The following is a 15419-nucleotide window of genomic DNA, read 5'->3' as shown; positions in this document are numbered from 1 at the left end:
AATAAAGCGACTTTCACAAAAAAAGTACACCCTTGCATCATCTAGATTAATGACGGGTGTACTTTTATAAATGCGCATAACATCAATTATTTACTCACGGTCTTTTGCTCATTCGCTACTTTAGTTGTTTCTTTTTTACTTTTTGTTTCTACATAAAATGTTGTCGCTTGTATTTTCGCTGTAACTAAACCTTCTTTTTCATTCGTATTTTCATACTTAACTGCATCCACAATGAACAAACGCGACAATTTTTCTATTTTATTAATAAAGCGATTCAAATCTTTTACATCATATGCACTCACAGATAAATCCATTGTTATTAACTTCAAGTGTTCTGGCTTTTTCTGATTTGCTAACGGAGAAATTGGTAATTCATTCCCATCTACTTGGAATAGCTCTGCTTCTGTTAGACTCGTGCTCTTTTCATCAAGCACCTCTTTGGTCTCTTCTTCATAGTTATTAAAACGAATATTTGTTACAGCTGCTGAACTTGCATACTCCACTTCATCTAAAGCATCTACAATACTTTGTAAATCCGCATTTGCAGGAATTTTCGATTCAAGTGACTTCATCGTACGTGCACGTTCAACTTCTTTTTTTGCTTGACTTTGTTCAGTCGATAATTTAGTTAAGTACTTTTGTTGTTCAGTATATTTTTGATTAAGTGAATCGTATAAAACCATTTCTGGTTTCAACACATAGTAGTATAATCCCACACCAATCGCTATAACGAGGAGAATGGATAATGTGTACACAAATGAATTATTTTTCTTCTTTTTTGCACGCATTATTTCGCACCCCCCGTTTTAATAGTTGCTGATGGATTTAATGTCGTAAGAATAATCGCTTTGTACTGTGCATTCTCATTCAATGTCTGTTCTTCACCAACATTATCCACATCTACTTTTGTAAAAGTCGAAGCTGAATCAAGTTTTACTGTTTTGAAGATTGCCTCATTATCTAAATTACGAACAAATGTCGAAGCTTCATTTAAATTATCAAAATACACGATAAATTCAACCTGGCCATCTTTATAATCTAACCCTGCTAATTCACCAGAACCTGTCATATATTTATTAGCGACTTCAATAATATTTGATATAGGTGTTTGGTATTTCTCAGCAAATTGTACAGACGTTGCAATCGCATAAGATGGATTACTTTGTACTTGTGTTAACGTTTTTTCTTCTGTTTGAATTTGTGTCGCTAACTGATCAGTTTTCTTCTCCATTTTCGCAATATCATTACTTAACAAATAATAGTTAATACCATAAAAAATAATTACAATAAACAATAAAATAATGATGATTAGTTTCATTAAACTATTTTTTCTTTTGGGTTGATACTGATCTTGCGGCAGGAGGTTAATATTTGGAATCATACCATCGAAGCCTCCTTCATCTCTAATCCAAGTAAACTACAATGTTTTAATTGATACGTTGCAAAAACTTCCCCTACTTGTTCATCTGTTATTTGAACTACTTCTAATGGGAATTTCACGCGCAATAACTCTGTAATCTCTGGCAACATTGGATGATCACCTAATACAATGAGTTGTTGAACTTGCTTCATTCCTTTATTTAAAGATATTTCGTAAAACTGGCATATATGTTGAATTTCAACGAATGCATGGCTGAGTTCATCCATATACATTTCAATATGATTAGACAATGTATGTGTAAAACTGTGTGCTTCTTGTTCTTTTAACATCCAATCTGACTGTGTTGTTGGAATTGTATGCGTACGCAATAATTTGACATGATGATTTTCAACAATCGACATTGTCACTTCATTGATGGACCAATCTAATATCATCGATGTTTTTTCAGTATAAGAAGGCATTACTTTTTCTAATGTACGTAAGTTTGCTAAAGATTTAATATCGACAACTTCTGGTATTTGACCTAGTGATTCCACAACTTCAATAATTTTATCGACTTCATTACGCTCTGTTGCAAAAAGCATCGCCTCACCATCCGTTGGATCTTCATCATAAATATCAACAACAGGAGTTTCGAATGCTAAATGAATTGATTTACCAATTTCTTTAAATATATAATCATCAACTTCGTCAAATGTTGTTAAATTCTCTGGAATAATAATTTGTTTCATTTCAACATCATGATTCGGTACAATAACACGTACATGATACTTTTTAATTTTTAAATTTTTTAAAGGGGTTTTTAAAGCGCGATAAAAAGAATCTGGATCTAAAATACGTCCATGTTGTACGATTCCTTCCTGTAGAGGAATCTGATATGTAATTCCCTTCCTCAAATCGTTTCCTACAACCGCTAACATACTTACCATAAAGTCATTATAAACAATAGACAAAGTCTTTTTCTTATTGCCTAACATTTTGGGTACCTCCTCTTTTTCTCTCTTTTAATTATACATTCCACATGTTACTACTTGGATACATACCCTATTTTTTTACATAACAAATACATTTTAAGGAAAAAGATAGAATTTATTTTTTTCTTTCATACGTTTTTTTATTATAATACTTTTAGTTTGTAAAATAAATATATTGCCCTAAAAATTAACAAGATAGCTATTGAGTACACTTTTTGTAAATTGTATGATAATTACATTAAAAAAACGATTATTACTATAATACATCAAAAAAAGAGCTAAAATAGAAAAAAATGGGTATATTATAAATAACATGACTTTTTACATACACAGAAATCAAATTGATTAACCGGGGTGAATTACGTGAGAAAAACAAACAAGCGACCTTTACAAAAAAAGAATGGGTCGCTCATTGCAATTTTATTAATTAGTCTATTCATTATTTCTGGCTTCATTGTGAACAAAGCAGTGGAAGGAAAACAAATTCCTCTTGTCACAACAAAAGATACGAAAGGAAGCTATCTAGTTGCAAATGAAGGATTAGATTATGCACGACTAGAAATTAAACAACAGATGGTAAAAATTTATCAAGATGTTCAAAAACGATACGAGCGATTAAGTCCATCTGAAAAAGCAGCCTTTGATGTAAAAGAAATTTCTCTTTATAAAATTCAAACTTTATTAAACCGTAAATCAGGTATCCCGAAAACATGGGACACACATCAAAAAGTAGATGATATACAGCCGACCTCTACCACACTCATTATAAAAGATTCAAAACCAAATCAATATACAATTCAATCGACTGGACGTATCGGTGGAGAGCAGACAAAATTAAAGCAATCCCTTCAATTAGACTTAGAAATTGATACAACGATGAGGCAAGGTCGCTATGAGCCACCTTATGCCATTCATGCATCTAAGGAAATTGTTGTCCAGAATGCTTCAAAGGTTTGGGGATTAATGGCGAGTAAAAATCCACGCAATATTCAAATAGATGGTTCTTCTTGCCAATATGAAATGACCAGAACAAATTATTTAAATGAATGTTTTAACGATGGGAATACAGAAGCATCGGATTTAAAAATTTGGAATGAACAAAATTTCAATAATTTTTTACCAACCTTCCCAACGAATGAATTAAAAACAATCGATGAACAGCCATATAATGAAGAAGAAAAATATGTAACTGAAATTATCCCTAATCCAGACCCTGAAAAAAAAGATAAAAAAATCAAGTATTATTACTTACAAAATGGTGTCCTAACCGTAACCGATAAAACGCAAGAAGACTTCTCAATCGAAACACCTTATCAATTCACTTCTTCTGAAGAACGTCTTCAAGAGTTAACACTGGACGGTGTAGATACTTATATTGATATTGGCGACGGTGTACAAACTTTACGATTAGATACACTAAATTTAACTGGTGGCGCAAAACTTCATATTTTAGGCAGTGGAACACTCAAATTATTCATTCAAAAAATGGGTGAATCTGAAGGTAAGATTATAGCAGAAGAAGCAAAAGTCGCTACTTATTTTGATGGGGATGCTGCTTTAGAATTCTCGAAAAATTTCCGTAGTAGTGGTTTTATTTATACTAAAAAAGCAGATGTCACTTTACGAGCAAACACGTATAAAGGCAATATTTTATCGGGTGGTAAACGTGTAGTCATGAATGGTGGGAAAACAAATATAGGAAAATTATTACTCGCACCGAAAGCGAATATTGAATTGAAAGACAAGACAAACTTTAAAGGTTCTATTCTTGGTCAAGCCATTGTCGTTACAGACTCAAATGTGCAGCATAAACCGTTAAAAGACAATGTTAATATTCCGATTCAATATGCAGTATATGATAAACCGAAACATTTTGCTTTGTACGGACAAATTAAACAGTTTGAATAAAAGACAAAAAGCCAACATCGTGCTACAAGCGTGATGTTGGCTTTTCTTACATTCAGTTAGAATAAAATTCTTCATTCTAATACTTGCTGTAAAATCGAACGCCACTGCGCTAAAAGATAGAGTGAACCTGTTACGACTACAGACCCTTCTTTTTGCTTCTCTTGAACAGCTTGTAAAACAGATGATGCAATTTGTTTGTGCTTTGCATGACTTAACTTCATTAATTCTTCTGGTTGCATTAATCGATCTTGTTCACGCTCAACTGCTACAAAGATAAAATCATCTGACACTTGTTCAAGTTCACGCAATACCGCTTCTACATCCTTATCTTTTAAAATCCCAACAACCATCGTCACTTTTTCGCCTTTCAATACTTGTTGAATGGTTTTTCGCAAGCTCCTTGCACTTGCTGGATTATGCGCTCCATCTAACCAAACATGTGAAGCAAGTTGTTCAAAACGCCCTTCAAGATTAGTAGTTGCTACAGCTTGTTGAACTCTATCTTCTACTAATTCAATATGCAGTACTTTCGCCACCTCTATAAATGCTTGAATCGCGAGTGCCATATTCCCTTTTTGGTGTTCGCCTTTTAAGCTTGGATGTAATCCTGACATACAGATTACTTCATTCGACCACGTATCATCTAACACTTTAAAATCTTTGCCATTTATTTTAATCGTTGCTTGTTGCATATGCGCTTCTTCTTCGATTACTTTTTGTGCAGTTTCAGGCATTTCACCTATTACAGCATAGCCATTCTTTTTAATAATCCCAGCTTTATGCCATGCAATCTTTTCTAGTGTATCACCTAAAAAATTCGTATGCTCTAATGCAATACTTGGAATGACTGATACAATGGGCTCTACCACATTCGTACTATCAAAACGCCCACCCATACCACTCTCGATCATCGCAAGGTCTGGTTTAGCTTGACGAATGGCAATAAAAGCGATAACTGTTAATAATTCAAATTCTGTCAATAAGCCACTTAGCCCTGCTTCTTTCGCTTCTTCGAACGCTCGATTCATCCGCTCAGGTGTAATCGATTGTCCATTCAACCGAATTTGATCGTGGACATTTTCGATACAGGGTGACATAAATGTTGCAGTCGTCAAACCATGTTCCTGTGCGATTCGTTCGATCATGCGAATTGTAGAACCTTTGCCATTCGTACCTGCGACATGGATGGTTGGTACAGCAAGTTGTGGATTACCTAACTTCTCCATCGCTACTTGAATCGCTTCAAGACCAGGCTTAATCTCATTTGCACTCTCAATTTTATATGTATTTTGATATTCTTCAAACATTGGAATCATGGAATTTTCCCTACCTATTCATTTTCTACGTAATTCGTGCTAAAATTTGTATTGATTGTTTTTATTATAACACTGTTATTCGGAGGTTTGAACGTATGAAGACATGCTGGATTATTTACAATGGTAGTCTTGTATCGGATAAATTTTTAGATCAAGCAAGACTCATGGCTGAAGCCTGTCAAAATCATGGCGTTCAACCGTTTATTTATAAAAATTATGAAATTCAAATGCATTCCGCTAAAAAGCTAGAACAAGCACCTGATTTTGTCATCTTTTTAGATAAGGATATTTTGCTTGCTACGTATTTAAAAAATCAAGGAATTCCCGTTTTCAATGACCCTGAAGTGATTGAAACATGTGACAATAAAGCAAAGCAATACATACAATTAGCCAAAGCAAATATTCGTATGCCAAAAACGATTATTGCGCCGAAAGTCTACCCTAAATTCACAATTCGTGAAAGTGGTTATTTTGAAGGTGTATTAGAAGAACTTGGACTACCCCTTATTATTAAGGAGGCGCATGGTTCATTTGGTATGAAAGTGTATTTAATTGAAACACAAGAAGACTTTTTCGAAAAGGTAGATACACTACGTGGTGTTGACTTCATCTTCCAACAATATATCGCATCAAGCTATGGACGTGATATTCGTGTCAATACGATTGGTGATGAAGTCGTCGCTGCGATGTATCGTCACTCTGAAACAGATTTCAGAGCGAATATTACAAATGGTGGTAAAGCTGAAACGATTACATTAACAAAAGAACAGGAACAATTAGCGCTCGCAGCAGCCAAAGCTGTTGGTGCTGACTTCGCTGGTGTTGATTTACTGTTTGATGAACAAGACCAGCCACTTGTATGTGAAGTCAACGCAGCTTCACATATTCGAAACATTTACAATGTAACAGGTATTCACGTGGGCGATGCATTCGTTCAGCATATTTTAAAAAAGTTAGGATGAGAAGATTTTGAAACGCGCATATCTTGTATATGACGCAGCTGATGCAAAAGTGAATATGGCCTTTATCAATCAGCTCGTCGTATCTGCAAAAAAACAGATGATTGACTTGCAACTTGTGCTGTTAAATGACTTCTCTGTTCCAGAATTAGTCGAACATTGCCAAGATGCTTGTTTTGTATTTTATCGTGCACGTAACTGTGACTATGTTACTTCATTGGAACAAGCAAATATTCCGGTTGTAAATAGCAGTCACGTAAACGCACTCGCAAATAATAAATATATGACTTTACAATTTGCTCGAACACTTGGCATTCCAACTGTTCCACTCTATCAACAAGCTTCAGATTACGAGTATCCACTTGTATTTAAAACAATTGATGGACATGGTGGCTCAGAAGTCATGCTTTGTCAGGATGAACAAGAGTTAAATGCTTGTCAAAAACAGTTTGAAAATCGTTTAACACTGGTTCAACCTTATATTGAATCCAATGCGACAGATGTTCGCGTTTGGGTGCTCGGTAACCGTATTATTGGTGCGGTTAAACGTCAAGGTCGTGCTGATTTTCGTTCGAATGTCACATTAGGTGGTTCGATTGAAAAATATGAACTTGATTCACTTCAAATGGACCATGTACTTGCGATGCAAAAAGCCATTCGTAGCGATTATATCGGTATGGACTTCTTACTACTAGAAGACGGTACATGGCTATTGAATGAAATTGAAGACCCTGTAGGTGCTCGTTCATTCTATGATTTATTCGATGAATATTTACCTGATTTACTGATGGATTATTTAGTGAATCATTATGTAAACGTAACAATTTATTAAAAAAAGATACTGAGATAAAACATTTCATTTTCTTTTTAGAGTTCGCAACAAAAAACCAGAATCGCGCCACAGTGCGATTCTGGTTTTTATTATGCTCATATGAGACGGTGTTTTTACACATATGTCCCAGGCTATTTTTTATTACATTTCTTTTAGTTCTGCAATACGTTTTTGAACAGTTGCTTGTTTTTCAAGATAGTCTGCTTCTTTTTCACGCTCTGCTGCAACAACTGCTTCAGGTGCGCTTGAAACAAATTTCTCGTTGTTCAATTTACCTTGAACACGTTTTACTTCTTTATTCCACTTGTCTAACTCTTTTTCAAGACGTGCAATCTCATCTTCTAAGTTAATTAAACCTTTTAGTGGTAAGAATAACTCTGCTCCTGAAATAACTGCTGACATCGTTTTACCTTCTGGTTCTACGTTTAAGCCAATTGTTAATGTTTCTGGGTTACAGAATTTTTCGATATATCCTTTATTCGCTTCAAGTACAGCTAATTCTACATCTGATTTTGCTGAGATGAACATTGGTACTTGTTTGCTCATTGGTGTATTTACTTCTGCACGAATGTTACGAACTGCATGGATAATATCCATTAATAACTGCATGTTTTTCGCTTCTTCTTCAAAGTGAAGATCTTCGCGTACTGTTGGCCATGCTGCATTTACGATTGTGTCGCCTTCGTGTGGTAAGTGTTGCCAGATTTCTTCTGTGATGAATGGCATTAATGGGTGTAATAGACGCATCGTTTGATCTAATACGTAAGCAAGTACTGAACGAGTTGTTTTCTTCGCTGCTTCATCTTCACCGTATAATGGTAATTTCGCCATCTCGATATACCAAGAACAGAAATCATCCCAGATGAAGTTATTTAAGTAACGACCTACTTCACCAAACTCATACTTCTCAGCAAGCTCTGTTACTTTTTCGATTGTTTCATTTAAGCGTGTTAAAATCCACTTATCTGCAACTGATTTTTCACCTGTTAAATCAATCTCATCATATGTCATGCCTTCCATATTCATTAATGCAAAACGTGAAGCATTCCAAATTTTGTTTGAGAAGTTCCAAATCGCTTCTACTTTTTCAGTTGTATAACGTAAATCTTGACCTGGTGATGAACCTGTTGCTAAGAAGAAGCGTAATGAGTCTGCACCGTATTCTGCGATGACGTCCATCGGATCAACACCGTTACCAAGTGATTTCGACATCTTACGACCTTCACCGTCACGTACTAAACCATGAATTAATACGTCTTTGAATGGACGCTCTCCTGTGAATTCAAGTGATTGGAAAATCATACGAGATACCCAGAAGAAGATGATGTCATAACCTGTTACAAGTGCACCTGTTGGGAAGTAGCGTTTGAAATCTTCTGATTCAACGTCTGGCCACCCCATTGTTGAAAAAGGCCATAATGCAGATGAGAACCATGTATCTAATACGTCTGCATCGCGTGTCCAGTTTTCTTCATCAGCTGGTGCTTCTGTACCTACATATAATTCACCTGTTTCGTTATGATACCAAGCTGGAATTTGATGTCCCCACCATAATTGACGTGAAATACACCAGTCATGGATATTCTCCATCCAACGTGTGTACGTATTTTCAAAGCGTTGTGGCACGAAGTTTACTTTTTCGTCTTCTTTCGCTTGTAAATCAAGTGCCTCTTTTGCTAGTGGTCCCATTTTAACAAACCATTGTTTTGATAAATATGGTTCAACTACTGCACCAGAACGCTCTGAGTGACCTACTGAATGTAAGTGATCGACGATTTTAATTAATACACCTTGTTCTTGTAAATCTTTTACGATTTCTTTACGGCATTCAAAGCGGTCCATACCTGCATATTTACCAGCCATATCATTCATCGTACCGTCGCCATTCATCACCATAATGCGCTCTAGGTTATGACGATTACCTACTTCAAAGTCATTCGGGTCATGTGCTGGTGTCATTTTTACAACACCTGTACCGAATTCCATGTCTACATAGTCATCTGCAACGATTGGTAATTCACGACCTACGATTGGTAGAATTGCCGTTTTACCGATTAAGTGTGCGTAACGTTCATCATTCGGGTTTACTGCAATCCCTGAGTCACCTAACATTGTTTCTGGACGTGTTGTAGCGATTTCTACTTTTTCGTCGCTATCTTTGATTGGGTATTCCATATGGTAGAATGCACCTTGTACATCTTTATAAATTACTTCGATATCTGAAAGTGCTGTTTGTGCTGCTGGGTCCCAGTTGATAATACGTTCACCGCGGTAGATTAGGCCTTTTTCGTATAATTTTACGAATACTTCTTTTACCGCATCTGATAAACCATCATCTAATGTGAAACGTTCGCGTGAGTAATCTAATGCTAAACCTAGTTTCGCCCATTGCGCACGAATTGTTTCAGCATATTCTTCTTTCCACTCCCATGTTTTCTCTAGGAATTTTTCACGACCTAAATCGTGACGAGATACGCCTTGTTCGCGTAATTTTGCTTCTACTTTTGCTTGTGTTGCAATACCAGCATGGTCCATACCTGGTAACCATAATGCATCATAACCTTGCATACGCTTCATACGAATTAAGATATCTTGTAATGTTGTATCCCAAGCGTGACCTAAATGTAATTTACCTGTTACGTTTGGCGGTGGAATTACGATTGAGTACGGTTCTTTATCACTCTCTGGTTGTGCTTTAAAGCAATCTTTTTGTAGCCACCACTCGTAGCGACCTGTTTCAACAGCTTGTGGGTCATACTTCGTTGGCATTGAAATTTCTTGTTCTGACATGTTTTCGTCCTCCTTCATTTCTTGACCATCCATTTTGGGCATAAAAAAAATCCTTCACATCCTTAAAAAAAGGACGAAAGAATTCGCGGTACCACCTTTATTCCAGCACAGTTGACTGGCACTTCATTGGATAACGGTCTCTAAACCGAATTTCGCTACTAAAATCTGTTCACGAAATTTGCTCATGGGCTACCTTCAGACATCTACTTGAGAAACTTTCACCAACCGTTTCCTCTCTCGACAAGTAAAAATGCTTACTCCTCCCAATCATTGCAATTGTTTATTTGAATAAGCTAATTGTATCTGAATTTATAGCTTTTAGCAATACAGTGCATAAAAAAACTTCGACACATATACTGTGCCGAAGTATCTCTTAAAAATTAACGACGTAATTGCTTAAATACTTTTTGGAAAGCTGCAATTGTTTGGTCGATATGTTGTTCTGTATGCGCTGTTGATACGAATACACCTTCGAATTGTGATGGTGGTAAGAAGATTCCTTCTTGTGCCATTAAACCATAGTATTCAGCGAATAATTCTAAATCAGATGTTTTCGCTGTATCAAAGTCGATTACTTTTTCATTTGTTAAGAAGTAACCAATCATTGAACCTGCACGATTCACTGTATGTGGAATATTGTATGTTTCAGCTGCTTCTCTAAAACCAGCTTCTAAACGATCCCCTAATTTTTCAAAGTGTTTATATGAATCCTCTGTTAAATGTTGAATCGTTTCAAGTCCTGCTGTCATCGCAAGTGGGTTACCTGATAGCGTACCTGCTTGATAGATTGGACCAGCTGGTGCGATTCGTTCCATAATATCACGACGACCACCGAAAGCACCTACAGGTAGTCCTCCGCCGATTACTTTACCAAGACATGTTAAATCAGGTGTTACACCGTAGTAACCTTGTGCTGAATGGTAGCCTACGCGGAAACCAGTCATGACTTCATCAAAGATTAATAGAGAACCTGCTTTTTTCGTCAAGTCACGTAAACCTTCTAAGAAGCCTGGAAGCGGTGGTACACAGCCCATATTTCCAGCAACCGGTTCAACGATTACTGCTGCAATCTCTTCACCGAATGCTTCAAATACTTGTTGAACTGCTTCTAAATTATTATAAGGAACTGTTAATGTGTTTTGTGCAATTGACATTGGAACGCCAGGACTATCTGGTAAACCAAGTGTCGCAACACCTGAACCCGCTTTGATTAATAGTGAATCACCATGTCCATGATATGAACCTTCAAATTTCAAGATTTTATCGCGACCTGTGAAACCACGTGCTGCACGAATGGCAGACATTGTAGCCTCTGTACCAGACGATACCATACGAATCATCTCAACAGAAGGTACACGACGAATCACTTCTTTCGCTAATTCGTTTTCAATACGTGTTGACGCACCAAATGATGTACCTGTTGTAGCAACTCGTTGAATCGCTGCTACTACGTCTGGATGTGTATGACCGATAATGAGTGGACCCCAAGATAAAACGTAGTCGATATAATCATTGCCATCGACATCTGTAATAATCGCTCCATGACCTTTTTCCATAACGATTGGCTCTTGTTTAACAGCTTTGAACGCACGAACAGGACTATTTACGCCACCAGGCATTAAATCTACTGCTTCTGCAAAAACTTTACGTGATTCTTCAAAAGAACGTGTCATCTCTATTTCTCCTCCAACCAACGTGCCGCATCTTTTGCATGGTACGTCATGATTAAATCTGCACCTGCACGTTTCATACTTAGTAATGTTTCTAAAACCGTTTGCTTTTCATCCATCCAACCATTTAATGCTGCTGCTTTGACCATTGCATATTCGCCTGATACATTGTAAGCAACAACTGGCATATCATGGTTATTACGTACATCACGTATAATATCTAAATACGATAATGCTGGTTTAACGATTAAGAAATCAGCGCCTTCTTCAACATCTGAAGCTGCTTCACGCATCGCTTCTAAACGATTTGATGGGTCCATTTGATACGTTTTACGATCACCAAACTTTGGTGCCCCATCTGCTGCTTCACGGAAAGGTCCATAGTAAGCAGAAGCATATTTTACTGCATAGGACATAATCGGTGTATCTTCAAATCCAGCTTCATCTAATCCTTTACGAATCGCCGCAACAAAACCATCCATCATGTTTGAAGGTGCGATAATATCAGCACCTGCTTTTGCTTGTGAAATAGCTGTTTGTGCTAATAAATCAAGTGAAGGATCATTTAAAATACGTTCATCTTCTGACACAACACCACAGTGACCATGCGATGTATATTCACATAGACATGTATCTGCAATGACCATGACTTCAGGATAGTTCTCTTTTACAAAGCGAATCGCTTTTTGAATAATCCCATGATCATGATAAGCTTCTGACCCAACTGCGTCTTTCTCAGCAGGTAAACCGAATAAAATAACAGAAGGAATACCTAGGGCAACAACCTCATCCATTTCCTCATGTAAACGATCTAATGAGAATTGATAAATTCCCGGCATAGAAGCGACAGGGTTTTTAACATTCTCGCCTTCCATTACAAAAATAGGGTAGATGAAATCTTCTTTATGTAGATACGTTTCTTTTACCATTGCACGCATCGTTGCATTTTGTCGTAAACGTCTGTGTCTTTTAAATTGTAAGTTTGTCATATTAAGATTCCTTTCTTCTTGCGATTTCTTCAATTACCTGTTGCATCGTGTATGTTTTTGGCTGGATAATATCCCATGCACCAAGTGCGATTAATGCTTTTTCGGTTACATGACCAATCGCTGCCACTTGGATTTGTTCCCAATCGTGTAGAGGTAATATTTCCTCAGCATACACACGCACAGCCGAGGGACTTGCAAAAACAACCGTACAATTTTTATGTTGAATTTGCTCTTTCAATTCTGGAATTGACTTTTTTGTTGGACGTGTTTCATAAATTGTCCATGTTTCTACTCGACATTTGAGACCATTTGGAATCGTGTCTTTCGCCATCGAACCTCGCATAAATAGACAGGTCGTTTCAGGCTGTAAAAAACGATTAAACTCTTTCACCATTGTATCTGCACTATACGTTGTCGGAACAAAGTGAATTGAAAAACCTGCCATTTCTAAAGCTTCGGCTGTTTTTTCACCCACAACTGCAATTCGCTGTTCTATCCACAAACTTGCATCCTGTTCGTATTGTTCCATTTTTCTAATGAATGCGTGTACTGCATTTTGACTTGTGAAAATTAGCCAGTCTACTTGCTGACTACGCTGCAAAAATAAGCCATCATCATTTGACTGTACATCGGCCACTTCAATCAAAGGTAAATGAAGTGCTTCTCCACCTAGCGCCTCGATTTGTGACTGAGCTTGACCTGTAATCGAGGTACCTGTTAACACAATGGTATCATGTTGAAGCGGTTGATTATTGCTCATTTTGCTCCGCTTTTACTTTTTGAATCAATTCATACGCACCTTGCTCAGTCAGTTGTTTTGCTACTACTTCTCCTACTGTTTTTGCATCTGTGTGTGTGGCTTTTTCATGGTAGAAGACAGAAGCATCTGGTGCAGCAACAAGTCCTTCAAAATGTAATTGCCCTGCTTCATATGTTGCGTATCCAGCGATTGGCACTTGACATCCACCATCCATCGCTGCTAAAAAAGCACGTTCTGCATGTGCTGTTTCCCAAGTCGCTTGGTCTGTCATTTTTGCTAATGCCGCTAACAATTCGGCATCATCTGCTCGACATTCAATTCCTAACGACCCTTGTCCCACAGCAGGTACACAAAGATCAGTTGATAAATATTCAGTTACAACATCATCTGACCAACCAAGTCGTTTTAAACCAGCAGCAGCCAAAATAATCGCATCATATTCGCCAGCTTCTAATTTAGCTAAACGTGTGTCTACATTTCCACGAATCCATTTAATCGTTAAGTCTGGGCGTGCTTTTAATAATTGAGCACTACGACGTAAGCTTGATGTACCGACAACCGCACCTTCTGGTAAATCCATGAATTTTACATGATTTTTTGAGATGAAGGCATCACGCGCATCTTCACGTTTTGGAATACATCCAATAACTAAACCTTCTGGTAAAACCGCTGGCATATCTTTCATACTATGTACAGCGAAATCAATCTCTTGGTCGAATAAGGCTTGTTCAATCTCTTTTACAAACAAACCTTTTCCGCCAACTTTTGATAACTGTACATCTAAAATACGATCGCCTTTTGTCACAATCTCTTTGACCTCAAATTCAAACGGTGCACCTGTTTTCTTTAATTCTTCGATGAACCAATTTGTTTGAGTTAAGGCTAACTTACTTCTTCTTGAACCAACAATAATTTTACGCAAAATAATCCTACCCTTCTGTTAATACCAAAAATGGAAACCTGATAAGCTACTTCCTAAAAAGAAATTAATAATAACCAATAAAAAGGCACATATGTTGACCCATGCCAATCGAATTGAATGTAGTTGATCGCGACGATTCAATAACACAATCATACAATAGACAAACAATGTAATAAATGAACCGATGATTTTTACATCAAATACATTTAAATTATCGACGGTGATATAAGCCCACATAAACCCTAAAATCAGACTGATAAAAAGAATGGGAATCCCAATTACCATTGCCCAATTTGAACTACTTTCTGCTTGTCCAAGCGATGGTAGCCTCGTCCACTGCTTCGTCCATTTTTTCTTTTTTAATACATTGTATAAAATAACGTACAATGTCGAAAAGACAAAAGATAATGAAAAAGCAACATAAGACAAAATCGCAAACATCACATGAATAAATAATAACTCAGAAACTAAATTCTCACCTACAGGTGATTGCGCCACTTGGTTTGGTGCAAATGTATGAATAACCATAAAGATAAACCCGAGAATATTAATAAAGAATACAGGTAAATCGGCTCGATAAACACAATGCAGTAAAATCGAGATGGATACTAATAACCAACTATAAAAATAAATCCCTTCAAATAGTGTCAGAATCGGGAATCGATGCATTTGAATAATATATACAATTAAAAAAACTGATTGTAAAATCCAAACAACCGAAACAAACCAAAAAGCGATTCGACGTGACTTTGCATCTTTTTTTAAATAATCTACAAAGTAAAAAATTATCCCGATTGCGTATAGCACAACGATTGCTTCGTGCAATCGGGTCATTGCTAAATCGGTCATATACGACGCTCCTTATATATCATGAAAAAAACGCTCTCGCATCTATATTTTAACACATAGATACGAAAA

The 15419-nt window shown here is 36.7% G+C and carries 13 protein-coding genes and 1 other annotated feature; of the genes, 3 read left to right on the top strand and 10 right to left on the bottom strand.

The window, feature by feature from the left end; genetic code table 11:
• Positions 1–86: 86 nt before the first annotated feature.
• From ASO14_RS04950 to pilM, 3 genes are read right to left on the bottom strand one after another with little or no spacing between them, the layout of a single operon-like run.
• A complete protein-coding gene (locus ASO14_RS04950; RefSeq protein ID WP_068452259.1) occupies positions 87–788 on the bottom strand; it encodes a hypothetical protein in 702 nt (233 codons plus the stop codon).
• Positions 788–1381 carry a hypothetical protein gene (locus tag ASO14_RS04945; protein WP_068452256.1) on the bottom strand — a complete coding sequence of 198 codons (594 nt, stop codon included), beginning with the start codon at positions 1379–1381 and terminating at the stop codon, positions 788–790. The genes ASO14_RS04950 and ASO14_RS04945 overlap by 1 nt, the downstream gene beginning before the upstream one ends.
• Positions 1378–2358 (bottom strand): type IV pilus biogenesis protein PilM, encoded by a 981-nt coding sequence (gene pilM, locus ASO14_RS04940; protein ID WP_068452253.1) that lies wholly within the window; start codon positions 2356–2358, stop codon positions 1378–1380. The genes ASO14_RS04945 and pilM overlap by 4 nt, the downstream gene beginning before the upstream one ends.
• Before the next feature lie 360 nt (positions 2359–2718).
• Between pilM and ASO14_RS04935 the strand changes: the two genes are divergently transcribed.
• The gene (locus ASO14_RS04935; RefSeq protein WP_068452250.1) at positions 2719–4263 is read left to right on the top strand and encodes a hypothetical protein; all 1545 of its coding nucleotides are present in this window, start codon (positions 2719–2721) and stop codon (positions 4261–4263) included.
• A 71-nt stretch (positions 4264–4334) separates the two neighbouring features.
• Here ASO14_RS04935 and ASO14_RS04930 read toward each other — a convergent pair whose 3' ends face one another.
• The gene (locus ASO14_RS04930) at positions 4335–5579 is read right to left on the bottom strand and encodes a bifunctional folylpolyglutamate synthase/dihydrofolate synthase (RefSeq protein ID WP_068452247.1); all 1245 of its coding nucleotides are present in this window, start codon (positions 5577–5579) and stop codon (positions 4335–4337) included.
• A 95-nt stretch (positions 5580–5674) separates the two neighbouring features.
• On the opposite strand from ASO14_RS04930, the gene ASO14_RS04925 reads away from it, so the two are divergent.
• Positions 5675–6541, top strand: a complete 867-nt coding sequence (locus ASO14_RS04925; RefSeq protein WP_068452244.1) for an ATP-grasp domain-containing protein — start codon at positions 5675–5677, stop codon at positions 6539–6541.
• A 7-nt stretch (positions 6542–6548) separates the two neighbouring features.
• Positions 6549–7370 carry an ATP-grasp domain-containing protein gene (locus ASO14_RS04920; RefSeq protein WP_068452242.1) on the top strand — a complete coding sequence of 274 codons (822 nt, stop codon included), beginning with the start codon at positions 6549–6551 and terminating at the stop codon, positions 7368–7370.
• Positions 7371–7511: 141 nt separating this feature from the next.
• On the opposite strand, the gene ASO14_RS04915 is transcribed toward ASO14_RS04920, so the two are convergent.
• The 6 genes from ASO14_RS04915 to ccsA form a co-directional block, all read right to left on the bottom strand.
• A complete protein-coding gene (locus ASO14_RS04915) occupies positions 7512–10160 on the bottom strand; it encodes a valine--tRNA ligase (protein ID WP_068452239.1) in 2649 nt (882 codons plus the stop codon).
• 66 nt (positions 10161–10226) lie between these two features.
• Positions 10227–10440 (bottom strand) — a binding site (T-box leader).
• Between the two features lie 100 nt (positions 10441–10540).
• Positions 10541–11833 carry a glutamate-1-semialdehyde 2,1-aminomutase gene (hemL, locus tag ASO14_RS04910; RefSeq protein WP_068452236.1) on the bottom strand — a complete coding sequence of 431 codons (1293 nt, stop codon included), beginning with the start codon at positions 11831–11833 and terminating at the stop codon, positions 10541–10543.
• Positions 11834–11835: 2 nt separating this feature from the next.
• On the bottom strand, positions 11836–12819 hold the full coding sequence (hemB, locus tag ASO14_RS04905; RefSeq protein ID WP_068452233.1) for a porphobilinogen synthase: 984 nt from the start codon (positions 12817–12819) through the stop codon (positions 11836–11838).
• 1 nt (position 12820) lies between these two features.
• Entirely contained in the window at positions 12821–13579 is a 759-nt protein-coding gene (locus ASO14_RS04900) for a uroporphyrinogen-III synthase (protein ID WP_068452230.1), read from the bottom strand.
• A complete protein-coding gene (gene hemC, locus ASO14_RS04895; protein WP_068452227.1) occupies positions 13569–14501 on the bottom strand; it encodes a hydroxymethylbilane synthase in 933 nt (310 codons plus the stop codon). Before hemC ends, ASO14_RS04900 begins: the two co-directional genes overlap by 11 nt.
• 18 nt (positions 14502–14519) lie before the next feature.
• Entirely contained in the window at positions 14520–15350 is an 831-nt protein-coding gene (gene ccsA / locus ASO14_RS04890; RefSeq protein ID WP_068452224.1) for a cytochrome c biogenesis protein CcsA, read from the bottom strand.
• Between the last annotated feature and the right edge of the window lie 69 nt (positions 15351–15419).

Source organism: Kurthia sp. 11kri321 (assembly GCF_001534765.1).
GTDB lineage: Bacteria > Bacillota > Bacilli > Bacillales_A > Planococcaceae > Kurthia > Kurthia gibsonii.
Note: the sequence above shows the minus strand (reverse complement) of the source record. Positions and strands in the feature narration are given on the sequence as shown.